20 protein-coding genes are annotated in these 24,271 nt (G+C 63.5%); 16 read left to right on the forward strand and 4 right to left on the reverse strand.

All coding sequences use genetic code 11. The annotated features are described in order from the left end of the window. The first annotated feature begins 284 nt into the window (after positions 1–284). From CFB52_RS02085 to CFB52_RS02095, 3 genes are read left to right on the forward strand one after another with little or no spacing between them, the layout of a single operon-like run. Complete coding sequence (locus CFB52_RS02085) at positions 285–3,464, forward strand: type VI secretion system Vgr family protein (protein ID WP_059577202.1); 3,180 nt, start codon at positions 285–287, stop codon at positions 3,462–3,464. Positions 3,465–3,517: 53 nt separating this feature from the next. After that, on the forward strand, positions 3,518–8,125 hold the full coding sequence (locus tag CFB52_RS02090; RefSeq protein ID WP_257219850.1) for an RHS repeat-associated core domain-containing protein: 4,608 nt from the start codon (positions 3,518–3,520) through the stop codon (positions 8,123–8,125). Continuing rightward, positions 8,116–8,484, forward strand: a complete 369-nt coding sequence (locus tag CFB52_RS02095; protein ID WP_143328684.1) for a hypothetical protein — start codon at positions 8,116–8,118, stop codon at positions 8,482–8,484. The genes CFB52_RS02090 and CFB52_RS02095 overlap by 10 nt, the downstream gene beginning before the upstream one ends. A gap of 66 nt (positions 8,485–8,550) precedes the next feature. On the opposite strand, the gene CFB52_RS34095 is transcribed toward CFB52_RS02095, so the two are convergent. Continuing rightward, positions 8,551–8,904, reverse strand: coding sequence for a hypothetical protein (locus CFB52_RS34095; RefSeq protein ID WP_143328685.1), 354 nt, complete (start codon positions 8,902–8,904; stop codon positions 8,551–8,553). Between the two features lie 198 nt (positions 8,905–9,102). Here CFB52_RS34095 and CFB52_RS34100 point away from each other — a divergent pair, with 198 nt between their 5' ends. The 5 genes from CFB52_RS34100 (at position 9,103) to CFB52_RS02115 (ending at position 11,418) form a co-directional block, all read left to right on the forward strand. Next, on the forward strand, positions 9,103–9,588 hold the full coding sequence (locus CFB52_RS34100) for a hypothetical protein (RefSeq protein ID WP_144029714.1): 486 nt from the start codon (positions 9,103–9,105) through the stop codon (positions 9,586–9,588). A 183-nt stretch (positions 9,589–9,771) separates the two neighbouring features. Then, entirely contained in the window at positions 9,772–10,080 is a 309-nt protein-coding gene (locus CFB52_RS02100; RefSeq protein WP_089464499.1) for a hypothetical protein, read from the forward strand. A gap of 236 nt (positions 10,081–10,316) precedes the next feature. Beyond that, the gene (locus CFB52_RS02105) at positions 10,317–10,634 is read left to right on the forward strand and encodes a hypothetical protein (RefSeq protein ID WP_099316011.1); all 318 of its coding nucleotides are present in this window, start codon (positions 10,317–10,319) and stop codon (positions 10,632–10,634) included. A 15-nt stretch (positions 10,635–10,649) separates the two neighbouring features. Beyond that, positions 10,650–11,054, forward strand: a complete 405-nt coding sequence (locus tag CFB52_RS02110; RefSeq protein WP_099316012.1) for an Imm1 family immunity protein — start codon at positions 10,650–10,652, stop codon at positions 11,052–11,054. 28 nt (positions 11,055–11,082) lie between these two features. Beyond that, positions 11,083–11,418: a hypothetical protein gene (locus tag CFB52_RS02115; RefSeq protein WP_059577399.1), complete on the forward strand. Its 336-nt coding sequence runs from the start codon at positions 11,083–11,085 to the stop codon at positions 11,416–11,418. 113 nt (positions 11,419–11,531) lie between these two features. On the opposite strand, the gene icmH is transcribed toward CFB52_RS02115, so the two are convergent. The 3 genes from icmH to tssJ form a co-directional block, all read right to left on the reverse strand. Continuing rightward, on the reverse strand, positions 11,532–12,314 hold the full coding sequence (gene icmH, locus CFB52_RS02120; protein WP_059577187.1) for a type IVB secretion system protein IcmH/DotU: 783 nt from the start codon (positions 12,312–12,314) through the stop codon (positions 11,532–11,534). Then, positions 12,311–13,657, reverse strand: a complete 1,347-nt coding sequence (tssK, locus tag CFB52_RS02125; RefSeq protein WP_059577185.1) for a type VI secretion system baseplate subunit TssK — start codon at positions 13,655–13,657, stop codon at positions 12,311–12,313. Before tssK ends, icmH begins: the two co-directional genes overlap by 4 nt. 102 nt (positions 13,658–13,759) lie before the next feature. Then, entirely contained in the window at positions 13,760–14,371 is a 612-nt protein-coding gene (tssJ, locus tag CFB52_RS02130; RefSeq protein ID WP_059577183.1) for a type VI secretion system lipoprotein TssJ, read from the reverse strand. Positions 14,372–14,744: 373 nt separating this feature from the next. Between tssJ and CFB52_RS02135 the strand changes: the two genes are divergently transcribed. The 8 genes from CFB52_RS02135 (at position 14,745) to tssH (ending at position 24,259) form a co-directional block, all read left to right on the forward strand. Next, positions 14,745–15,380 (forward strand): M48 family metallopeptidase, encoded by a 636-nt coding sequence (locus tag CFB52_RS02135; RefSeq protein ID WP_059577181.1) that lies wholly within the window; start codon positions 14,745–14,747, stop codon positions 15,378–15,380. A 46-nt stretch (positions 15,381–15,426) separates the two neighbouring features. Continuing rightward, complete coding sequence (tssB, locus tag CFB52_RS02140; protein ID WP_027783377.1) at positions 15,427–15,942, forward strand: type VI secretion system contractile sheath small subunit; 516 nt, start codon at positions 15,427–15,429, stop codon at positions 15,940–15,942. Between the two features lie 15 nt (positions 15,943–15,957). After that, the gene (tssC, locus tag CFB52_RS02145; RefSeq protein ID WP_006484397.1) at positions 15,958–17,448 is read left to right on the forward strand and encodes a type VI secretion system contractile sheath large subunit; all 1,491 of its coding nucleotides are present in this window, start codon (positions 15,958–15,960) and stop codon (positions 17,446–17,448) included. A 70-nt stretch (positions 17,449–17,518) separates the two neighbouring features. Continuing rightward, positions 17,519–18,022 carry a type VI secretion system tube protein Hcp gene (locus CFB52_RS02150; protein WP_059449787.1) on the forward strand — a complete coding sequence of 168 codons (504 nt, stop codon included), beginning with the start codon at positions 17,519–17,521 and terminating at the stop codon, positions 18,020–18,022. A 61-nt stretch (positions 18,023–18,083) separates the two neighbouring features. Then, complete coding sequence (gene tssE, locus CFB52_RS02155; RefSeq protein WP_034183677.1) at positions 18,084–18,569, forward strand: type VI secretion system baseplate subunit TssE; 486 nt, start codon at positions 18,084–18,086, stop codon at positions 18,567–18,569. A 76-nt stretch (positions 18,570–18,645) separates the two neighbouring features. Next, complete coding sequence (tssF, locus tag CFB52_RS02160) at positions 18,646–20,481, forward strand: type VI secretion system baseplate subunit TssF (protein ID WP_059577179.1); 1,836 nt, start codon at positions 18,646–18,648, stop codon at positions 20,479–20,481. Further along, the gene (gene tssG, locus CFB52_RS02165) at positions 20,445–21,545 is read left to right on the forward strand and encodes a type VI secretion system baseplate subunit TssG (protein ID WP_059577176.1); all 1,101 of its coding nucleotides are present in this window, start codon (positions 20,445–20,447) and stop codon (positions 21,543–21,545) included. The genes tssF and tssG overlap by 37 nt, the downstream gene beginning before the upstream one ends. Before the next feature lie 44 nt (positions 21,546–21,589). Then, on the forward strand, positions 21,590–24,259 hold the full coding sequence (gene tssH / locus CFB52_RS02170) for a type VI secretion system ATPase TssH (protein ID WP_059577174.1): 2,670 nt from the start codon (positions 21,590–21,592) through the stop codon (positions 24,257–24,259). The last annotated feature ends 12 nt before the right edge of the window (positions 24,260–24,271 follow it).

The following is a 24,271-nucleotide window of genomic DNA, read 5'->3' on the forward strand; positions in this document are numbered from 1 at the left end:
CACGTAGACACTACTCGCAACCGCGCCGCACCGGAAGTCGAATTGGCCCTGATTGCAATCGATTTCAGCGGATTGAAGGCGGCAATCCAGCGCGACGGCATGGGCTGTGCACGGCGACTGCCTGGTCGAACCGTTCGCCGCGGGCATTCTGGATCCACTTAAAAATACTCTTTTAAATCAGGTCATTTTTCCGATTCGGGCCGTAATTTGTCTGTAAAATCGCGCGAGCGAAACCGCTCAGCGCGCCATCCGAGGGCGCGTCAAAAGAAGAAAAGGCCGTAGCCATGAACATGCAGAACACGATCGCCGCATTGCGCGGCGGGTTGCTTCAGCAGGACCGGTTGCTGAAGCTCGAGACGCCATTGGGGAGCAACGTCCTGACCGTACAGCGGGCAGTCGGCCGCTCACGCATCGGGCGCGCGTACGAGTTCACGCTCGACGTGCTGTCGACCGACAGCGATCTGGAACTCAAAAAACTGATCGCGCAGCCGGTCACGTTGTGGATCCAGCAAGGCGACCGCAGCTACCGGCCGGTGAATGGCTACGTGCACACCGCGCGTCGCCTGGGCGCCGACGGCGGGCTCACGACCTATCAGCTGACGTTTGCCGATTTCACCCATTTCCTGAAGTTCCGTCGCGACCAGCGGATCTGGAACGATACGACCGTCGATCAGATCATCAGCGACGTGCTGGACCAGCATCCGCAGGCGAAGGGCCATTTCCGCTTTGCGCTGTCGAAGCCGCTGCCGAGCCGTTCGTACACGCGTCAGCACGATACCGACTGGCATTTCGTGCACCGGCTGATGGAGAGCGAAGGCCTTTACACCACGTGGCAGCAGGCCGACGACGGCAAGTCGCATACGCTCGTGATCACCGACAACCTGCAGGCGTTCGCGCCGCTGTCGCCGCAGGCCGTGCGCTTCTATCACGGCGGCGCGGCGAGCGAAACTGACGCGCTCACGCAATGGTCCGGCACGCGCACGCTGCAGAGCGTGACCCGAACGACACGCACGTTCGACTACAAGAATCCGTCTCAACCGTCGAATCCGAAAGGCACGTCGCTGCCGACGATGGCCGGCCAGGGCGAATTGCCCGACCAGCTCGAAGTGTACGAGTACACCGGTGCGTACACGTATCTGGATCAGACGCGCGGCGATCATCTGACGAAGATCCGGATGGAGCAGTGGGAGTCGGAGGCGAAGCGCTTCCACGGCGCGGGCGGCGTGCGTGCAATGGATGCTGGCCGGCGCTTCACGCTGGCGGACCATCCCGAACACGATCGCGATCCGGCCGACCAGCGCGAATTCGCGGCGATCGGCGTCGAATGGTGGATCGAGAACAACCTGCCCGTTGCCAGCAGCAGCGCCGATTTCCCGTACAGCCTGCGCGAAGCATTGACGCAGGCGCAGGACGGCTATGGCGCCGACCCCGCGTTTCGCGTGCCGCACGACGACGGCTCGGTCGGCTTCTATCTCGTCGAGGTCGAAGCACAGCGCGTGAGCGTGCCGTATCGCAGCCCGTTCGAACACGAGAAGCCGAAGATGCATCTCGAGACGGCGATCGTCGTCGGGCCGCAGGGCGAGGAAGTCTATACCGACGAGCTGAACCGGATCCGCGTGCAGTTCGTGTGGGACCGCCTGAACCCGGGTAACGAGAACGCGTCGTGCTGGGTGCGCGTCGTGCAATCGGATACCGGCGGCGGCTACGGCGGCGTGCACGTGCCGCGCATCGGCGAGGAAGTGCTGATCGACCATGTGGGCGGCGACTGCGACCGGCCGCTCGCCGTCGGGCGCGTGTACAACGGCGCGAACCAGCCGCAGTGGCATAGCGACGGGATCCTGTCCGGGTATCGGTCGAAGGAGTATTCGGGCGGCGGCTACAACCAGCTCGTGATGGACGACGCGACCGGGCAGAACCGCGTGCAACTGATGAGCAGCAGCGCGAACAGCCTGCTGCATCTCGGCTACATCATCGACCAGAACGGCAATGCGCGCGGGTCGTATCTCGGTAGCGGCTTCGATCTGCGCTCGGATGCGTACGGCGCGGTGCGGGCGAGCCAGGGCTTGTACGTGACGACCCATCCGAAGGCGGCGAACAGCCAGCCGCTCGACGTGAAGGAAGCGCAGCAGCAGCTCGTGACGGGCGAGAGCCTGATCGAAGCGATGTCGGGCGTGAGCGAGCAGCATCAGGCGGAAAGCCTGAAGGAGGCGCACGAAACGATGCGCGCGTTCACCGACGCGACGCAGGACAGCAAGTCGGGCAACGCGTCCGGTGGACGTACGGCGGGCGGCGGCACGGGCAGTGCGAATGCGTTCAAGGAGCCGGTGATGCTGTTCGGCAGCCCGTCGGGCATCGGGATGTCGACGCAGCAGTCGCTGCACATGGTCGCGAACGATCACGTGAACGTGGCGAGCGGACAGAGCGTGCACGTGGCCGCGGGCAAGTCGCTGATCGGGAGCATCGGGCAGAAGCTGAGCCTGTTCGTGCAGAACGCGGGGATGAAGCTGTTCGCGGGCAAGGGCAAGGTGGAGATCCAGGCGCAGTCGGACAACGTCGAGGTGACCGCGCAGAAGGCGGTGAAGGTTGTGTCCGCCACCGACCGGATCGAGATCGCGGCCGATCAGGGGATTCTGCTGACGAGCGGCGGCGGGTATATCCGCATCAAGGACGGAAACATCGAGATTCATGCGCCGGGGGCCATCGATGTGAAGGGGGCGTCGCACACGTTCGCCGGGCCGGCGAGCATGGGGTATCCGTTGCCGAGCCCCCGGCCGGATCAGCCGGGGCAGCTCGAACTGTTTCACAAGTACGTGAACGGCGAGGCGGTGAAAGGCGGACTGTTCACTGTGAAGGACGTGAACGGCGCCGTGCTGAAGAAAGGCGCGCTCGACGACAGCGGTCATACGGTTGTGAGCGGGTTGCCGCCGGGCGCAGTGCGCGTCGAGTTCGGGAAGGATCCGCGCGAGTCGGATCAGCCAGCGAACTATTTCAAGCAGGCGAAGTGGCCGGCGGAGCCCGTGCAACCATCGCCGGAAGCCGCGCAGGCCGCGGCGAGCGGACAGCTCGCGAGCCAGCTGCAGGGGATGGCGCCGGCCGCGACGACGGCGGCGATGGGGCTGGTGAGTGGCGGCAACGCGGGCGCGGCCCTCGGCGGGCTCGCGAGCGCCGCATTGCCGGCCGCTGCGACCGCGTTCGGTGGTGCCGGCGTTGCGTCGGCGTTGCAGACAGCCTCCAGCTTGAGCGGTGCGGCGAAGCAGGTGGCCGGGATGGTTCAGGCCGCACGTCAGGGCGGGCTTGCGGCATTGGCCGCGCCGGCGGCGAATGCGGCGTCCGGCGCGTTGCAGAGCGCATTGCCCGGCGTCGCCGGTATCGCGGGCAAGGGCGCCACGACCGTGGCGTCGGCCACGGGCGCGACGGGCATGAAGCTGCCGACGAGCGGGTTTGGCGGGCCGTTGAAATCCTGAGAGAGCGCGGCTTGTCAGCCGTCTTGAAAAAAACGAATTGAACGAAGAACGACATGGCACAACAACTTCCACCAGGCGCTGAGAAGGAACAGGCTGTTACCTGGCTCAGCGATGTTTCCGCCAAGGATGTCGCCGCGGTCGGCAACCGCTTCGATGCGTGGTTGCGACGGATCAGCGGCAACCACATCACGTTCGAGGACGTGAAGACGTTTGCCGGTGCGGTGCCGATCATCGGCAACATCATGGCGATGGTCGACGCGCTGGGCGATATCGCCGAAATCATCGAGAAGCGCGGCGGTCAGGTGCTCGATTACATGAGCCTCGCGATCAACCTGCTCGGCATCATTCCGATTCCGCCGACACTCGCGCCGTTCCGGATGTCGGCGCGCCCGCTGCTCGCGCTCGTCCGGCACGAATTGCTGGCGACCCGCAACAATCTCGGCGCGGCGATCATCTCCGTGCTGGTCACGCATATCAACGCGACGTGTGCGACCGAGATCGAGGATTTTCTGAACAAGCTGAAGGCTGGCCTCGTCGAGCTGCTCGACGGATGTGCATCGACATGCCAGGAAATCATGCTCGCGCTGGCGACGGGCATGGACAAGGCGCTGCACGGTCAGCTCTTCGACGCCAACGCGAATCTGAAGCGACAGCAGCAGCTCGCAGAGAAGATGGCCGACGACCGGCCGTGGTACAGCCCGAGCCGCGTCGGTGACGGCATTCAATTCGCGTACGAAGGAACCAAGGCGCTCGGAAAGAAGGTCATCAACAAGACTGCGGGCACCGTGGCGACGCTCGCGCCGGATGCATGGCTCGAGCCGTTTCGAAGCACGGTGACTTTCCTTCGGACCGAAGCGCCGAAGATTGCGTCATCGATTCGCTCGCTTGCAGGCAGTGAAGAAGGCAAGATGATGTGGCTGGTCTTGCAACTGATCGAGGCAGTCGGGCGCGTCAAGGCACGCGCAAAGCTTCATGAGCAGACTGCGGACGTCAAGGCAAGCGGGAAGAGCCAGGCGAAGAAGACGCGCGGGCAGGAGGGGCTCGAGAAAACCGACGGGCAAGCGCCGGCCGAAGGACCGGGGAAGAGCGCGTGCAAGGCATGCGGGCTCGGGGCATCACCGGCATCCATCGATTTCGCGTTCGGCGACGAAACGTTTTCGCACGTGGATTTCGACCTGCCGGGCGCCATGCCCGTCGTATGGGAGCGTACCTATCGTTCCCGGCTGTCAGCCTATGACAACGGTGAACTCGGTGCACGATGGATCACGCCGTATACGACGCGAATCGACGTCAAGAACGGTCAGTGGATCTATCGCGATGCGGAAGGGCGCAGCATCGAGTACCCGGCGCTTGCGGCCGGTGCGGTGCACGACGATCTGTCCGAGAACCTGACGCTGTCGCGGCTCGACGATACCTGGGTGACGATCGCATACGGCCATGACGTGCTGCATGTGTACGAGCGCCGCGGCGACGCGTTCCGGCTTGCGATGCAGAAGGACCGCGCCGGCAACACGATCACGCTCGACTACGATGCGCTCGATCGCGTTGCGCGCCTGATCGATGCGAGTGGCAATGTGCTCGCGTTCGAACACGACAGGCACGGCCGTATCGTGCAGATCGAGCACGTGCTCAAGGACGGTGCGCGTCGCACACTGGCGAGCTACGAATACGATGCGGACGGGGACCTCGTGCGCGCGGTCGATCGTCATGGCAATGCGCGGACGTATCAATATCACCGCCACCTCGTGACGCGTTACACGGACCGAACCGGCCGCGGAATGACGCTCGAATGGGACGGCGCGGATGCTGAAGACAATGCCGACGCGAAATGCATTCGCGAATACGCCGACGACGGCAGTCTGGATCTCCGGCTCGCGTGGAATCCGAACATCCGTCTGACCTACGTGACCGACGCGCTCGGTCAGATGACGCGGTACTACTTCAACATCCACGGCTACGTGTATCGGATCGTGTATCCGGATGGTAACCAGGAGTGGTTCCGGCGCGACGCCCATCACAATCTGGTGCTGCATATCCGGCAGGACGGCAGCATCGAGCGTCGCGAATACGACACGCGCGGCAACCTGATTCGGCACGAGCGGGCGGACGGCAGCGTTGTCGAGATGGCGTATGACGACAAGGATCAGATGATCCGGCTCGTCGATCCGAATGGTCATGTATGGCAGCGCAAGTACGACGACGCGGGCAACGTCGTCGAGGAAATCGATCCGCTCGAACATTCCACGAAGTACGAATACAACGACAAGGGTTTGCCGACGCAGATCACCGATGCGAAGGGCGGCTCGAAGACGCTCGAGTACAACGATGCCGGGCAGATGACGAGGTATACGGACTGCTCCGGAAAGACGACGGAGTGGCGGTACGACGATATCGGGCGTGTGATCGAGACGAAAGATGCGGCCGGAGGCGTGGTTGCCTATCGTTACGGCCCGAACGGACAACCGACGGAAGTGCGTTCGCCTGCCGGTGTCGAGCAAGTCCAATACGACGCGGAAGGCCGTTTGCTGCGGCATACCGATCAACTCGATCGTTCGACGCGATATGGCTACGATGCGGCCGGCCGCATTGCGAGTCGCGCCGATGCGCTCGGGCAGACGGTTGCGTATCGCTATGACCGTCTCGGCCGCTTGTCCGCGCTGACCGATGCGAACTTTGCGACGTACCAGTTTCACTACGATCCTGCGGGACGGCTGATCGAGGAAGTGGGCTTCGACGGCAAGTCGACGCGCTATCAGTACGACAGCGTGAGCGGCAGTCTCGTTTCGATCGATGAAGCGGGTTGCGTGACTTCGGTCGAAGTCGATGCAAACGGCCGGCTGCTGAAGCGCGCCGCGGGGGAAAGCGAAGAGCGGTTTGCCTACGATCGGAGCGGCAGGTTGATCGACGCGGTGAATCGGTACAGCCGCGTGCAATTCTTCTTCGATCCGGTTGGCAATCTGGTGCGTGAACATCACGCCTACGATCTGTTCGGCGACCGGCGCAGCTACGTTTGGCATCACGAATACGACGAGCTCGGCAACCGGCGGCGTACCGTTCGGCCGGACGGGCATGTGGTCGACTGGTTGATGTATGGCTCCGGGCACGTGCACGGGATGCTGCTCGATGGCGAGGAGCGCGTGCAGTTCGAGCGTGACGATCTTCATCGCGAGACGGTGCGCGTGTTGTCGAGCAAGGTTGGGCAGCGCACGCACTATGATCCGGCCGGACGTGTGTTGCAGCAGACGATCCAGCGGTCGACGTCACCTGCGCCGCTTGCCGAGCGGCGGTATCGCTATGACGCGGCGGGGCAGTTGTCGCGAATCGAGGACAGCCGCAAGGGCGGGACCGACTATCGGTACGATCCGGTCGGACGGCTGATCGAGGCGATCAGTCCGGTCGCGAAGGAACGGTTTGCGTTCGATCCGGCAAGCAACATCATCGATCCGGTGCGGACTGCGGAGACGCCGGCATCGCGTCCGAGCCCAGTGCGGCCGGAAAGCACGTTGCCTGTCGAGGTGCCGAAGGTGCTCGGGAACCTGCTGAAGGCGTATGCGGGGATGCACTTCGAGTACGACGCGCGCGGGAATCTGGTGCGCAAGCGTACGCCGGCGGGTGAGCAGGAATACGAGTGGGATGAGTTCAATCGCTTGCTGTCTGCGCGGGTTGCCGAGACGTCGCGGCAGAGTCAGGCGCGGTATTTCTATGATGCGTTCGGGCGCCGTATTGCGAAGGAGGTGAACGGCGAGCGGACGGTGTTCGGGTGGGATGGTGACACGCTGGCGTATGAGAGTGACGGCGAGCGCGGCACGCACTATCTCTACGAGCCGGGGACGTTCGTGCCGCTGGCGCAGTATGTGGCTGAGCCCGTCGATGGGATCGTGACACCGGAGTGGAAGAGCACCGACCGCTATGTGCCGGAGGAGGATCCGCTGCAGAAGGTGCCGCAGCGGCGGAGTGACGCGGCGGTGTTCTATTACCACTGCGATCAGATCGGTACGCCGCAGTTGCTGACGGACGACGACGGCGACGTTGTGTGGGAAGCGTCGTACAAGGCGTGGGGCGAAGCGCGGGAGGTGATTGCGCGGGCGTCGAAGGCGGCGGGGATTGTGGCGAAGAATCCGCTGCGGTTTCAGGGGCAGCAAGTTGATGCGGAAACGGGGTTGTACTATACCCGGAATAGATACTACGACCAGAGAATCGGGCGGTTCATATCTCAAGATCCGATAGGGTTGGCAGGCGGAGAGAATTTACAGATTTATGCCCCCAATCCGATCGATTGGATTGATCCACTCGGACTCAAATACGTATCTGGTAGCCGGGCCGTCGATCTACTCGGAAAGGATAAGTCGAATAAGTCGACGCAAAATTTGTCCGAGTGGCGGCGCACTATTTGCAGGGGAGGACTAAAGGAAGAGCGTACGAAGTTTTTGGGCGATGATTTTGTGAAAGTTGGACCGGGAAAATGGCGGAGTTTGGATGGAAAGCGTCAGATGCGAGTGACGCCCTCAGACTATAGCGGCGGTCATGGAATGGGTAGTCCCACCGTGCCGGATACTCCCCATGTCCACTTTGAGTTCCTGCGGCCGACGGGTAATGGAAATCATGTTGTTACAAAGAACGTGCACGTTCCGCTTGATATTGGGAATAAGGGGTGTCAATGATGCTGGAGGTGTTGCGAGAATTTGGTGGGATCTCATTCATCTTCGATTTGAAAGAGGGTGAAGTGTTTCTCAGTGCTATCGGTGACCTTGGGGGCGGTAAAAAAGTTGAAATCGTCGCCAATGATAGGTTGACCGGCGAGGTTGTGCACTATACGTTTATGGAGGGGGAGGGTGATGGTTTTAAAAAGAAAAAATATGGGGCGGAGATCATTTTGTCGGCAGATTCGTGTGAATACGCCGGGCATAAATTGGAAGAATTGAGGTCGAGAGGGGGATTTTCGACTCCTGAATTCGTGCAATTAAGTAACCTGAAATCGACTGGGAAGGTGATGGATACCTTCTTTGTTCTGAGGAAGTAGGCTTGCAAGCATGCGATGTGAAGTAAGTCGGTTTATGCAGCCATCAATGCTTGTTGACATACTTGCTTAGTAAAGATGGTGCGTCTTTTGTGCTGAAAGATGGTATGCCACGGCAGATTCAATTGCACCGCTCTCGTCAGTAATCTGCTGCCCCGCTGTTTGAAGTAAAAACCAATACATATAGAGTTGCAAGTGGTGCGGGTCGCGAGGCGTTACGTCCGTACGGTAATCAAGAGAATGCCGATTACCGTTTATCGCGATGCCTTTTGTATTGACCGGAGACAATACTGGCAAGATTGGGGTGGAGGAGCCTTCAGCAGCCGGTTGTTGGCTATAACGGGAATGCTGGCGGAGGCGGAATACAGCATCCGGTTGTCCAAGATCTTTACGACGCCGTTCCTGAGGACCAGCGTTCTCCATTTACTCATGGCTATTGTGGGGAACCCGATGCACTTAGTAAAATTGCTGCAAGCAATAATGTCAAATCAGTTGATGAGTTGAGAGGCATTACCCAAGGTGCAACATCAACAACTATTCGGAATGACGGAAAGCATTTGAAGTTCTGTCCCTCTTGTGCTCAAGTGATGCGGAAATGGGAGTGTGTGACGGAGTGAAGGAATGATTGATCATCGGGAAGTGAGCGAAGTCGAATCGCTTGAGGTAAAGCTGCTCGAAAAGAATGCTTCATTCAGCGAAGTCACGAATCATTATGCAAAATTTCTGCTTGATCTTGTTCAAGGAGAGGTGCTGGGAAATTTAATTCGTGATCGAGAGAAGCGGATTGTTGCGGCGTATTTAAAAATGGTTCCAATCATTGATGATATAAAGTCGCCGCGGTTAACAAGAAGGCAGGTGCCTGCGAGGCTATGGCATCTGGAAAAGGTGGCGCGGGAATCAAATGCCGCATTTTCTGCTCTGGTTCGATGTGTAATTTTCTGCTTTGGAAGTGAGGGGCAATGGCTGCAAGATGATATCCGGGATGAGACACCGCTCTATGTCTATTTGTTCTTTTTGAAAATAGTTGAGCCGGAGTTGGCAAAATATTTTATTGAATATTTTGGCCGAGTGGGAGGACATCTGATGGCATGCGAGTGTGACACTTGAGCGGGTGTGCCGATTTTCGACCAGATCGATACACCGCGATGACTGACGAACAATTGCGATGATGTGGTGTGGGATACGTCGTACAAAGTTTGGGTGAAGCGCGAACGGTGATTTCGCAGGCGTCGAAGGCGGCCGGGCTTGTGCCGAAGAATGTGTTCGGTTTCAGGGGCAATGAGACGAAACATGGGCACGATACTGTGTAAATCGCATGGCGCGACCGATCTGATACACGTTTCAAGCGATATCGCGGCCGACATGAAAACGGATGCGGGGCGCCTGGAAATGCTCCGTTATGACATCGACTGGCTGGGAGACGGACGCCCCGACATTTCGTACTTCGTCTCGACGGAGGTGGCGAAACAGTTCAGTCTGCCAGAGCCTGGTGATGCGTCATTTGGGCCGGATTTCGAGGAGCGGCATGCGGCTGTCTTCGGCAAGCTTGCCGCTGTTTGCGCCAAGTGTTTTGGCGAGTATCAGAGCAGAATTGCCTGACCGGTTTGGGAAATAGGCATTGCGATATTGTGAATCTCCGGCAGCCAGATATAGCTGGCATGGGCTCGTCAGACGGTTGACCCGACCGTATTTTCGATCCACATGCAGCACACACCCCCACCCGCCTGCAACGGAAGCCTGCCGATCGCGCTCGCTTGAAATTGGCATAATCACGGCCTGCCGTGAGGTTCTCGCGGCCGATGCAACGCAATCATCCGGATACCACCGCAATACCCATGTCGATCGACTCCCCGACCGAAGTGTCGCTGCAACATATTCTCGAACGCCCCGGCGATTTCTCCGGGTGGCTTTACCTGCCGCCGATGCCGTGGGCGCTCGATACCGAGGGGGCGTTTTTCGAAGACGTCGATGACGCGGCAGCCGACGTTGCGCCTGCCATGGCGGCCCCGCCCGGCTGGAAAGTCACGCTGGACAGCGCGACGATCGAGGACATCGTGATCAACGCACACGATCAGGTCGACGAGCCGAGCGTCGCGCAATTGCTCGACGCGTTTGTCTTCTACGTCGAGAACGACGCATTTATCCTGTTTTGACGCCACGCATAGCGAATGCGAACGACGACAGCGATCGAGGAAACAACCATCGGCAACCGTTCACACGTGACGGAAGCGCCGTGCGACGACCCTGCGCAAGCGATCGCGGCCGTCGAACGACTGAACGGCCGCGATCGCTCGACCGTCGCCTTCGACGCGAGCGATGCAACGGTGATGACGATTGGCGGCGGCCACGACGGCCGATACGTCGTCTTCATCGCATCGGCGATCGATGCCGCATTACTGAACCTGACGACGCCCGGAGTGCCGGCGGACGAAACGGTCGAACTCGTGGCGGGCGGCCAGCGAGGCCGCTATCCGGCGCGACAGTGCGTCGACCTCGCGACTGCGACGCAGGCGGCAGCCTATTTTGTATCGACTGGCGGCGCCGATCCGCGGTTATGCTGGCAAGCCGGCTGACCCTCCGCGCGAGGGGAAGGACATGAACATGGCGGACGATTTGGCAGCGCTGCGCGCACAACAGGACGCCGTTTGCGCACGCTACGGCCTGCATGCCGTCGAACCTGAAGACATGGTTGCCGTCGCGATGTCGACGCTCGGGCGCATGCCCGTCTACGGCACGCGCGTCGCACTGTCCGAAGGCGACAACGTCGGATGGTTCTTTCATTGCGGCGAATATTCCGACGCCGCCGACTTCTATCAGCCGTTGCATGCGGCGCACCTGTCGACCTATCTGCCATCGGTTCTACCATATCTATGGTTGCCGGCCGGCGCACGCTTCATCATCGACGATGCCGGCTATGAAGACGTGTGGATGGAGTGAGGCACCGACACGCCACCGATCTTTTTCAGTTGTTTGGACAAAGCGGGCAGAAGCGAAAAAGGACCGCAAGCGGTCCTTTTTCCATGAAGCGGCGTCCGAAAAACGCGCGCCTGTTACGGCAACGAAATCGTCAAATTAGCCGACTCCGGCCCAACCTTGATGACTTGCGAATAAGGCGCCAACGCCTGCAGCGTCTTGTCCTTGAGATAAGTATTGAGCCCGAGATACCCGAGCAGCGCCACCAGCGCAAACACGGCCCCGATCGCCCAGACCGGCACCTCGCGCTTGAGTCGATGCGCGATCTGGTCGGGCAGCGGCCAATGCGGCGCGAACGGCGCGCGTTTGCCCTTCATGTGCGCGATCTCGTCGCCGAGCCGCGCGGTGAGATAAGCCAGCTTCTCCGGCCCTTCGAGCAGATACTTGCCCTGGAACCCGAGCAGCAGGCACATATGGAACACCTCGAGCGACTGCAGCCGCGCCGCGCCCTGCGCGCGACATTCCTCGAGATACTGGAAGAATTTCTCGCCGGCGAGCTGTTCGCCGAACAGCACGAGTTGCAGCGGCCGGCGTTCCCAGTCCGCGCGGATCTTGAACTGCGACGACAGCACCATTTCGTCGATGGCCGCGCAGAACGCGAACTTCGCACCGTACACGTCCTCGGCGGCGATATTCAGCTTCTTCGCGCCGCGTTCGAAATCGGACAGGAATTCCTGGATCCGCGTGCTGAACTCGCTGGCGCTGTCCGGCTCCCGCCCGTTCTTGAGCAGGAACAGCATGAAGAACCCGTCGTACAGCAAATCGAGCAGCGAGCGGGCCTGGAACGCGGAATCCGTCGACGCCGGGCTGTGCAGGGGCGGCGGCACGTTGTCGCCGAACAGGGAGGGCGCGTAGCTCATGATGTGACCGCGATCAGTTCGAATTTCAGGTCATTGATGCCAGTCGGCGCGTAGATCATCGCGGACTGGGCCTGCAGCATGCGCTCGTACAGCGGGCTGCGCGAATCGAGCGCGAAGTAGCACGCGCCGGGGCGCACCGGAATCGCGGGCGGCACCTGCGGCGTGTACGACAGCCGCACGCCGGGCATCGCCGACAGCACGAGCTTGTCGACGTCGTCGGGCGCGCCGACCTTGAAGCGGGCCGGCACCGCATCGACGAGCTCGACGCTCGGCATGTCCGCGGACACCGCCAGATAGAACTCGGTCTTGTCGTCGATCTTGCCGGAATCGAGGCGGCCGAGGTGGAACGACGGGCGCACCTCGTCGAGCGTGATCGCGAAATAGCGCGTCGAGATCACGGTGTCGAGCAGTTCGCGCAGCATCAGGTCGAGACGCGCGAAGCTCGGGCCCGGATCGTCGTGGCGGTACACGGGCAGGTCGGCGAGCGTGTAGCCCTTCGAGAATGTCATCAGCTGGCCCGCGAGGCGCAGCAGTTCCTGGAACAGCCGCTCCGGATGCAGCGCCGCGTGCTGGTGCAGGTGCGCGAGCGTCGCGAACGCGGCATTCGCGGTGTGCAGCAGCCAGAACGATGCGATGTCGCCCGAGCGGAACTCGATGATGTTCTTCGACGGCTCGCGGTGGAAGCCGTACAGCGCGTTCACCTTCGCCTGCAGCGCGTCGACGAGCTGGCGCAGCCGCTGGTGCAGGATCGGCGACGCCTCGATCGCGAGGCACGGCGGCACGAAGCTGTCGTCGATCTCGAAGCCGGACGTCGCGGTGCGGCGCACGCGCACGAGCGGCACGGACAGCAGCTGGTCGCGCGGCTCGCTGTGCGCGATCAGCTTGACCTGCGTCTTCAGGAACGTGATGTCGGCTTCGGCGGCGTCGGTGAAATTGTCGGCGACGCTCGTCTGCTCGCTGACGAACCGCGTCATGAAGCCGGCGGCCGGATCGTCGCTGTAGTTGGTGCCGTTCTCGCGCAGCGGATGCAGCGCGAGATAGAACACGAATTCGTTGATGCCGTCGGGCAACGTATCCAGCGCGATCGGCGGCGGCAGGTCGTCGGCCTGCGGCGCGGCATACAGCGCGCCGTCCGGAAACACGAGCGCGAGGTCGGCTACCCGCAGCACGTTGCTGCCGAGCGCGTCGCGGTCGATGCGCACCGAGCGCACGCCCCAGTTGTACGGCTGGATCGCCTGGATGGACTCGAACAGGCGCGCCTCGTGGTACGCGTCCTGCCGCTGAAAGTGTTGAGGCCGGAGGAACAGCCCTTCCCCCCACAGCACCTTGGCCGAATAACTCATGTCAAATCCGGTTAATGTGGCGTTGCGATGTAATCGATTTGTTCGTGCCCGAATTAAATCGCCAATTGTTAACTCTTGTTAATTGACATTCGTGCGTCATGTTTAACCGCAGGACACCGAAGACAGCATATTCAGCGGCTGCGAAGGCGCACCCTGTTGCGGTGCGATGACCGTGCCGCCGGTGACCGTCATCGCGCAGTTATGCAGGCCGATGATTATGCCGGATTTCTCCGACTTCGCCGGATCGAACGTCAGTTTCCATCGTTGCAGCGCGGGATCGCGGAACAGCGCGACGATACCGAATGCCTGCGCTTCGCGCGACACCTTCTCGGTCGCCGTATAGCGCTGGCCCGGAATCAGCGTGATTTCGCGCACGTTCAGCAGGTCGGCGCCGAGTGCGGCTTTTTCCTTGGTCGGATCGGTAAATGCGTCGAACGGCGCTTGCTGGAACGAGGTCGGGTCTTTCAGCGCATAGAGCCGGACGACGAGCGCGAGCGGCTTGTTGTCGGTCGCGGCGTTCAGGTTCGGCGCGGCGGCCAGCGTCAGCCCGATGTTGCGCGGCGGCTTCTGCGCATCGGGCACCTCGGGCTTGCCGATGCCGGCCGCGGACATCACGGCGCTCGCGGCCGAGCCGAGCAGCGGGGCGGCCGCGCATCCGGCCAGAAGGGCGCAGGCGACCAGCGGCAGCGCGTAGCGAATCATGGACGATCTCATCGTGTTTCCGGCGTGCCGCCTTTATCCCTGTCAAAACTGCCGGGTATTACCACGTTCGCTGCGGGTCCCCGACACTGCACCGTTCAACTATTAAGCACGCTCGCGTCAAGGCGAGCGCTCGGAAATTTTTTCCGCCGCTGGGGCGGCGCGCCGTGCGACCAGTAAAACTTGCGCTTCCCGGCCCGACGAAAAACCGCCGCGAGCCCGCCACGAGCGGTCATTCGAGGGGGTAGCGCCCGGTTTTAAAAGGAATTACTCTTCACACGACGATTGAATTATGAAAAATTGATCGGTACTATACCCGCGCGCTTCTTGCAAAGCAAAAGAACCAGATTCTCAACGATTTAAAACTCACGCGCCGGTGGATATAACGATGAAAGACCGTCTGTTCGCAAAACTGTCTGGGGTAGTGGTGGCTTGCGGCGTGATCGCCGGCTGTGCGAGCCAGCCTCCCGCGCCGCCGACTGCGGAAGTGTTCAACAAGTCGCTGGCCGATGCGGACGCCGTCGCGAAGGCGGGGGACCAGGACAAGGCGCTCGGCCTGTACCAGCAGCTCGCGAAGTCGGATCCGACGCGCGAGGAGCCGTGGTCGCGCATCGCCCAAATCCAGTTCGCGCAAAACCATTACGGCCAGGCGATCGTCGCCGCGCAGGAAGCGCTGCAGCGCGACGCGACCGATCGCCAGGCGAAGAGCGTGCTGGCCGTCGCCGGCCTGCGGATCGCCACGCAGTCGCTCGGCGAGCTGCGTCAGGATGCGTCGCTCGCGGGCGACGCGAAGTCCGACGCGCAGGCGCTCGCGAAGCAGCTGCGCGACACGCTCGGCGAGTCGGCGCTGTTCCCGCCGGAGCAGCGGGCGCAGACGAGGAAGTACAGCGGCCGCCGTACGGTGCATCGTGCGAAGGCCGGAGCCGCACCGGCCGCGGACACGGCCGCGAGCGCCGCCCCGACTCCGACGCCCCCCGCGGCGCAAAAGGGCAGCGCGGATCCGTTCGGCGCACTGCGCAACTGAAACCGCAACTGACGCGATAACCACAACTAACCTGGGAGCCGTCGAGATGGCCAAGAAAGAAAGCATTCAGAAAAGCTTGCAGAAAATACGGCCGCCGCGCGTCCAGCTGACCTACGAGGTCGAGAAGGGCGATGCGATCGAGGTGAAGGAACTGCCGTTCGTCGTCGGGGTCGTCGGCGATCTGGCGGGCCAGTCCGAAATCGAGCAGCCGAAGCTGCGCGACCGCAAGTTCGTCAATATCGACCGCGACAATTTCGACGACGTGATGAAGGCGATCGAGCCGCGCGCCGCGTTCCAGGTGGAAAACCGCCTGAGCCCGGAAGGCGGCAAGTTCGCGGTCGACCTGAAGTTCCGCTCGCTGTCGGATTTCAGCCCGGACGAAGTCGTCGAACAGGTCGAGCCGCTGCGCCGCCTGCTCGAGGCGCGCTCGAAGCTCGCCGACCTGCGCAACAAGCTCGCCGGCAACGACAAGCTCGAGGATCTGCTGTCCGAGGTGCTGAAGAACACGCAGCAGCTGCAGGAGCTCGCGAAGGGCACCGGCAGCGACAAAGACGGCGAATGACGACGGAGTGTTGAGATGAACCAGCAAACGGCTGCGGCCCAAGCGAGCGGCGCGGAATACGCCGCCGGGACTTCGCTGCTCGACGACATCGTCGAGAAGAGCAAGGTCGCGAAATCCGATTCCGAGCATGCGCGTGCGAAGGACCTGATCGGCGAACTCGTGCACCAGGTGCTCGATGGCACGGTGATCGTGTCGGACAACCTGTCGGCCACGATCGACGCGCGCGTCGCGGAACTCGACCGCCTGATTTCCACGCAGCTTTCCGCCGTGATGCACGCGCCGGAATTCCAGCGCCTCGAAAGCACGTGGCGCGGGCTGGACTATCTGGTCAAGGAAAGCAACACGGGCCAGACGATCAAGATCAAGGCGCTGCACGCGCCGAAGCGCGACCTCGTGCGCGACTTCAAGGGCGCGAGCGAGTTCGACCAGAGCGCGCTGTTCAAGAAGGTCTACGAAGAGGAATTCGGCACGTTCGGCGGCTCGCCGTTCGGTGCGCTGATCGGCGATTACGAGATCTCGCGCCAGCCGGAAGACATGTACTTCATCGAGCAGATGTCGCACGTCGCGGCGGCCGCGCATGCGCCGTTCATCGCGTCGGCGTCGCCGGAGCTGCTCGGCCTGGAGTCGTTCTCCGATCTCGGCAAGCCGCGCGACCTCGGCAAGGTGTTCGACACGGTCGAGTACGCGAAGTGGAAGTCGTTCCGCGACGCCGAGGATTCGCGCTACGTCGGCCTGACGCTGCCGCGCTTTCTCGGCCGGCTGCCGTTCAATCCGAAGGACGGCCAGACCGCGGAGAATTTCAACTTCGTCGAGGACGTCGACGGCACCGATCACGACAAGTACCTGTGGTGCAACGCGGCATGGGCCTTCGCGGCCCGCCTGACGGCCGCGTTCGACGACTTCGGCTGGTGCGCGGCGATCCGCGGCGTCGAAGGCGGCGGCCTCGTCGAGGATCTGCCGACCCACACGTTCAAGACCGACGACGGTGAAGTCGCGCTGAAGTGCCCGACAGAAATCGCGATCACCGATCGCCGCGAGAAGGAGCTGAGCGACCTCGGCTTCATCCCGCTCGTCCATTGCAAGAACTCAGATTACGCCGCGTTCTTCGCCGCGCAGTCGGTGCAAAAGCCGAAAAAGTACAGCACCGACAGCGCGAATGCGAACGCCGTCCTGTCCGCCCAGCTTCAGTACATCTTCTCGGTATCGCGCGTCGCGCATTACCTGAAGGCGATGATGCGGGACAAGATCGGCAGCTTCGCATCGGCGCAGAACGTGGAGACTTTCCTCAACCGGTGGATTTCGCAGTACGTCCTGCTCGACGACAACGCCTCGCAGGAACAGAAAGCGCAATTTCCGCTGCGCGAGGCATCCATACAAGTGTCGGAGATTCCGGGCAAGCCGGGCTCGTATCGTTCGGTCGCGTTCCTGCGCCCGCACTTTCAGCTCGACGAACTCTCGATTTCTCTGCGACTTGTCGCTGATCTGCCCAAACCGGCAAATTCATAAGCGAGTAAATCGCCCGGGCGGGCCGCCTGGGTAGGACGTTAAAACCACCTCTTTGGGGAGTCGAAGGGCCATGTTACATATGCACTTGCAGTTTGGTAGTCCCGCGGTGAAGGGCGAGTCCGCGGACAAGGACCACCAGGGCTGGATCGAACTGAAATCGTGGGATCACTCGATCGTTCAGCCGCGTTCGGCAACCGCATCGACCGCTGGCGGTCACACGATGACGCGTTGCGAGCACGGCGACATGATCTTCACGAAGGAAATCGATTCGTCGAGCCCGCTGCTGTACCAGCACGCTTCGGGCGGTACCACGTTCGACGAAGTGACGGTCCATTTCTCGCGCGCGGACGGTGAAGGCAAGCGCGTGCAGTATCTGGAAGTCAAGCTCAAGTACGTGATCATCTCGAGCATCGCCCCGAGCGTTCGCGAGGAAGGTCTGCCGATCGAGACGTTCTCGCTGAAGTACGCAGCCGTGCAGTGGAAGCAAACCCAGCAGAAGATCGGCGGCAACCAGGGCGGCAACACGCAGGGCGCCTGGAGCCTGACGAAGAACGACAAGACCTACGCGGTCTAAGGTCGGTTGCGGCAACGGGGCGCTCGCGTCCCGTTGCCGTTTTCGCTGTCAACACCGGCCGATGAAACGATTCGAACCCAGTTTTCTCGACAAGCTGTTCGACGACGAACCGCATCTGCCGGCCTCGGCCGCGATGCGGCAATTGTCGCTGGACGAGCTCAAGACCACGGTCGCCCGCGACGTCGAGGCGATCCTCAACACCCGTATCGCGCACACCGAGAACGAGCTGGCCGCGCTGCCGGAATGCCAGAAATCGGTGCTGACCTACGGGCTGAACGATTTCGCGGGGCTGAGCCTCGCGAGCCACTACGATCGCGCGTTCATCTGCAAGTCGATCCAGCAGGCGATCGCGCGCCACGAGCCGCGCCTGCAGCAGGTGCAGGTGACGTTCGAGCTGAACGAGCAGGCCACCAACGCGCTCTATTTCGCGATCCAGGCGTTGCTCGTGGTGCACCCGGCCGAGGAGCCGGTGAATTTCGACGCGATGCTGCAACCGTCGACGCTGCAGTATTCGGTCACGCGCGCACGCGCGGCACGCATGCAGTAAATCAAGCCGCCGAGCGGGCCGGACCGCCCGGTGGTGAATCAGGTCCGGCAGGAAATATTGAGGTTCGGGGTCGTCGATGGAAGAATTGCTGCCGTATTACGAACGCGAATTATCGTTTTTGCGGCGCTATTCGCGAGATTTCGCCGAACGCTATCCGAAGATCGCCGCGCGCCTCGCGCTGTCCGGCGAGCATTGCGAGGATCCGCACGTCGAGCGGATGATCGAGTCGTTCGCGCTGCTCGGCGCGCGCATCAACAAGAAGCTCGACGACGACTACCCGGAATTCACCGAAGCGCTGCTGGAAGTGCTGTATCCGCACTACCTGCGGCCGTTTCCGTCGTGCTCGATCGCGCAGTTCACGCCGGCTTCGCCCGGCCAGCAGACCGAACCGGTCGTGATCGATCGCGGCACCGAGCTGAAGAGCCGCCCGATCCGCGGCGTGCAATGCCGGTTCCGCACCGCCTACGACGTGACGCTCGCGCCGATCCGCATCTCGGAGGCGCGCTACACGCCGGTCGCGCTCGCGCCGAGCGCGACGGTGCTGCCGTCGAATGCGACGGGCGTGATCTCGATCACGTTCGAATCGCTCGCCGCGCAGCTCGATCTCGGCGCGCTGAAGCTGCCCACGCTGCGCGCGCACCTGCACGGCGAGCAGTCGTTCGTCGCCGCGCTGACCGACTGCCTGTTCATCAACGTGCTCGGTGCGTATGTCGAGCCCGAACGCAACGGCCGCTGGACTGCGCTGCGCAAGCTGCCGATCGCGCAGGCCGGCTTCGCCGAGGACGACGCGCTGATCGACTATCCGGCGAAGTCGCATCCCGCGTACCGTCTGCTCACCGAGTACTTCGCGTTCCCCGACAAGTTCGATTTCGTCGATTTCGACCTCGCGGCGATCGCACGCGCGTCGGGTCGCTGCCAGCGCGCGACGCTGCATCTCGTGCTGCAGGACGTGCGCGGCGATTCGCACGTCGCGCGCCTGCTCGAGCTGCTGACGGCGAGCCATTTCCGGCTGTTCTGCACGCCGATCGTCAACCTGTTCCGCCAGCACGGCGAGCCGATTCGCATCACGCACCGCGCGGTGTCGTATCCGGTGATCGCCGAGGCGCGGCGCGCGTTCGCATACGAGGTGTATTCGATCGACTCGGTGAAGCTCGTCCGGCAACAGGCGCACGAGGAATCGGTGATCGAGTTCCGGCCGTTCTATTCGCTGCATCACGGCGAAGCGGCGCGCATCGGCCACTACTGGTTCGCGCGCCGCAATGACTGGGTCGCGCAGAAGAGCCCCGGCTACGAAACCGAGATCTCGATCGTCGACATCGACTTCGAGCCGACGTCGCCGCAGACCGACACGCTGAGCCTCGACCTCACCTGCACGAACCGCGACCTGCCTTCGATGCTCGCGTTCGGCCTCGAAGGCGGCGACCTGTTCCAGGAGGGCGGCGCGCAGACGAGCGGCATCTCGCTGCTGCGCCGGCCGACACAAAGCGTGCGCTTCGAGCGCGGCCGCGCCGCGCACTGGCGGCTCGTGTCGCATCTCGCGCTCAACCACGTGTCGCTCGTCGCGCACGGCCTCGCGCCGCTGAAGGAAATGCTGACGCTGTACGACCTGCGGCGCACGGCCGTGTCGATGCGCCAGATCGACGGCCTGGCCGGCGTCGAACAGCGCGGCGCGGTGCAGTGGCTGCCCGGCAAGCCGTTCGCGACCTTCGTGCGCGGCATCGAGATCCGGCTGACGATCGACGAGGAGCACTTCGTCGGCGCGAGCCTCGCGTCGTTCGTGCGGGTGCTCGACAGCTTCTTCGGGCTGTACGTCCACCTCAACAGTTTCGTTCAATTGGTCGTCGTGTCGAAGCGCACCGGCGAGGAGATCATCCGATGCAAGCCCCGAACCGGCGAATCGATCCTGGCGTAGTCGACGCGCTGCTCGACGAGCCGCACCGCTTCGAGTTCTTCCAGGCGGTGCGCGTGCTCGAAGGGCTGTTCGCGCGGCAGGCGTCGGATGCCCCCGGCGCGTGGCGGCAGGGCGACGTGGTCGCGCAGCGCATCGAATTCCGCAACACGCTGTCGCTCGGCTTCCCGCCGAGCGAGATCGAAGGCGCGCGCTCGTTCGACGACGGCGGCGCGCCGCTGAACTCGGGCGAGCAGCGCGGCGCCGCGCTGGCCGCCGGCGAGCTTGGCCGCGTCGAGCTGACGCCCGCGTTCTTCGGGCTGCTCGGCGGGCAGGGCGCGCTGCCGCTGCACTACACCGAGCAGATCGTCGCGCGCGAGCATCTGCGGCGCGACCACGCGGCGCGCGCGTTCTTCGACGTGTTTTCGAACCGCGCGACCGCGCTGTTCTACGCGGCGTGGAAGAAATACCGGCTGCCGTTCCATTACGAACTCGACCGCGACGAGCGCTACCTGCCGCTGTTGCTCGCGATCGCGGGCGTGCCGAGCGACGAGGTGCGCGACAGCCTCGCGGCCGGCCCGGGCGGCGTGCTCGACGAGGCCGTGGCCGGCTACGCGCTCGCCGCGCGGCACCGGCCGATGTCGGCCGCCTACCTGCAGCGCACGCTGTCCGACTACTTCCGCGTGCCGGTGAAGATCGACCAGTTCGTCGGCAAGTGGTACGACGTGCCGCCCGATCAGCTGAGCGTGCTCGGCGAAGTCAACGCGGTGCTCGGCGCGACGGCGCTCGTCGGCGAGCGCGTGTGGCAGCGCGACATGCGCGCGCGGATCGTCGTCGGCCCGCTGTCCAAGCGCGACTACGAGGCGTTCCTGCCCGGCGGCGCGCACGCCGTCGCGCTCGAGCGAATGCTGACGCTGCTCGCCGGCGTCACGCTCGAGTACGAGGTGAAGCTCGTGCTGAAACGCACGGAAGTCGGCGCGAGCGTGCTCGGCGCGGGCTCGCGGCTGGGCTGGGACGCGTTCCTCTGCACGCGCGACGCGGCCGAGGACCGGTCCGATGCCCGCTACGAACTGCACGTGATTCACTGATCCCGAACGACAACAAACACGCAAACGAACCTGAGACCGACGCCATGAGCACGCCTCTGAAGACCCTGATCACGAAACTGAACCCGCTGTGCCGGCACGCGACCGAGCGCGCGGCGAGCGCGTGCCTGGCGCGCGGCCACTACGAGGTCGATCTGGAGCACCTGTTCCTCGCGCTGCTCGACGAGGCGACGGGCGACCTGCCGCTCGCGCTGCGCGCGAGCCGCGTCGATCCGCACGCACTGCACGCCGATCTCGAACGCGAACTCACGCGCCTGAAAACGGGCAACACGCGCACGCCGGTGTTCTCCGTCCATCTGATCGCGCTGTTCGAGCAGGCATGGCTGATCGCGTCGCTCGATTCGCAGCTCGGCCGCATCCGCTCGGGGCACCTGCTGCTCGCGCTGCTGACCGCGCCGGATCTCGCGCAGTTCGCGCAACGGATGTCGTCGCGGTTCGCGGAAATGAACGTGACGGACCTGAAGCACAAGTTCGACGAAATCATGGCCGGCTCGAGCGAAGCCGAGCCGCGCCAGGCGGACGACGACGACAGCGACGTCGCGCCGGCCGCCGACGGCATGGCGCCCGCGGCCGGCCCGTCGAAGACGCCCGCGCTCGACACGTACACGACCAACCTCACGCAGCGCGCGCGCGACGGCAAGATCGATCCGGTGATCGGCCGCGAAGCGGAGATTCGCCAGGCGATCGACATCCTCATGCGCCGCCGCCAGAACAACCCGATCATGACCGGCGAGGCCGGCGTCGGCAAAACGGCGGTCGTCGAAGGGCTCGCGCTGCGCATCGCGGCCGACGACGTGCCGCCGCCGTTGCGCGGCGTCGCGCTGCACGTGCTCGACATGGGGCTGCTGCAGGCCGGCGCGAGCGTGAAGGGCGAGTTCGAGAACCGGCTGAAGAGCGTGATCGACGAGGTGAAGAAGAGCGCGCACCCGATCATCCTGTTCATCGACGAGGCGCACACGATCATCGGCGCGGGCGGCCAGGCCGGCCAGAACGATGCGGCGAACCTGCTGAAGCCGGCGCTCGCGCGCGGCGAGCTGCGCACGATCGCCGCGACGACGTGGAGCGAATACAAGAAGTACTTCGAGAAGGATGCGGCGCTCGCGCGGCGCTTCCAGGTGGTGAAGGTCGAGGAGCCGAGCGAGCCGCTCGCAGCCGCGATGCTGCGCGGGATGTCGGGCCTGATGGAGAAGCATTTCAACGTGCGGATCCTCGACGATGCGATCACCGAGGCCGTGCGCCTGTCGCACCGCTACATCAGCGGCCGCCAGTTGCCGGACAAGGCGATCAGCGTGCTCGACACCGCATGCGCGAAGGTCGCGCTCGCGCACAGCGCGACGCCGGCCGCGATCGACGACACGAAGAAGCGCATCGAGCGCATCGATGCGGAAATCGCGTCGCTGGCGCGCGAGGCGGCGGGCGGCGCGGCGCACGACGAGCGGCTCGGCGAGCTGCGCGCCGCGCGCGACACGGCGCTCGAACAACTGGCGAAGGATGAAGAACGCTACGAAGCCGAGCGCGTGATCGTCGCCGAGATCACCGAGCTGCGCGACACGCTCGACAAGGCGCGCGGCCCGTCGGAAGACGGCGAACCCGTCGATGTGCACGCCACGCGCGAGAAGCTGGCCGAACGCGTCGCCGCGCTGCACGCGCTGCAGGGCGGCGAGCCGATGGTGCCGCTGCAAGTGGACGGCCATGTCGTCGCCGAGATCGTCGCCGCGTGGACGGGCATCCCGCTCGGCCGGATGGTGAAGGACGAGATCGACACCGTGCTGAACCTGCAGCCGCTGCTCGCCGCGCGCGTGATCGGGCAGGACCATGCATTGGAGGCGATCGCGCAGCGCGTGCGCACCGCGACCGCGAACCTCGAGGATCCGAACAAGCCGCGCGGCGTGTTCATGTTCGTCGGGCCGTCGGGCGTCGGCAAGACCGAGACGGCGCTGGCGCTGGCAGACATCCTGTACGGCGGCGAGCGCAAGATGGTCACGATCAACATGAGCGAGTACCAGGAAGCGCACAGCGTGTCGGGCCTGAAGGGCTCGCCGCCGGGCTACGTCGGTTACGGCGAGGGCGGCGTGCTGACCGAGGCCGTGCGCCGCAACCCGTATTCCGTCGTGCTGCTCGACGAGGTCGAGAAGGCGCACCCCGACGTGCTCGAGATGTTCTTCCAGGTGTTCGACAAGGGCACGATGGACGACGCGGAAGGGCGCGAGATCGACTTCCGCAACACGCTGATCATCCTGACGTCGAACGTCGGCTCGGCCGCGGTGATGCAGGCGTGCCTGAACAAGCCGGCCGAGGAGCTGCCCGATCCGGACGCGCTCGCCGAGACGCTGCGTCCGCAGCTGTACAAGACGTTCAAGCCGGCGTTCCTCGGCCGGATGAAGGTCGTGCCGTACTATCCGATCTCCGACGACGTGCTGGCCGAGATCATCGAGCTGAAGCTCGAACGCATCCGGCGCCGGATCGACGCGAACCACAAGGCCGCGTTCGAATGGGACGAGTCGCTCGTCGACGCGGTGCTCGCGCGCTGCACCGAGGTCGATTCGGGCGCCCGCAACGTCGACCACATCCTGAACGGCACGCTGCTGCCGGAGATCGCGGGCCACGTGCTCGGCCGGATCGCCGACGGCGCGGCCATCGCGCGCATCGCGGTGCGCGCGGACGAGGCCGGCGAATTCGCGTACACCGTCGAATGAGCGCGGCCGCGC

The organism is Burkholderia sp. AU18528 (assembly GCF_002223215.2).
Classification (GTDB): domain Bacteria; phylum Pseudomonadota; class Gammaproteobacteria; order Burkholderiales; family Burkholderiaceae; genus Burkholderia; species Burkholderia semiarida.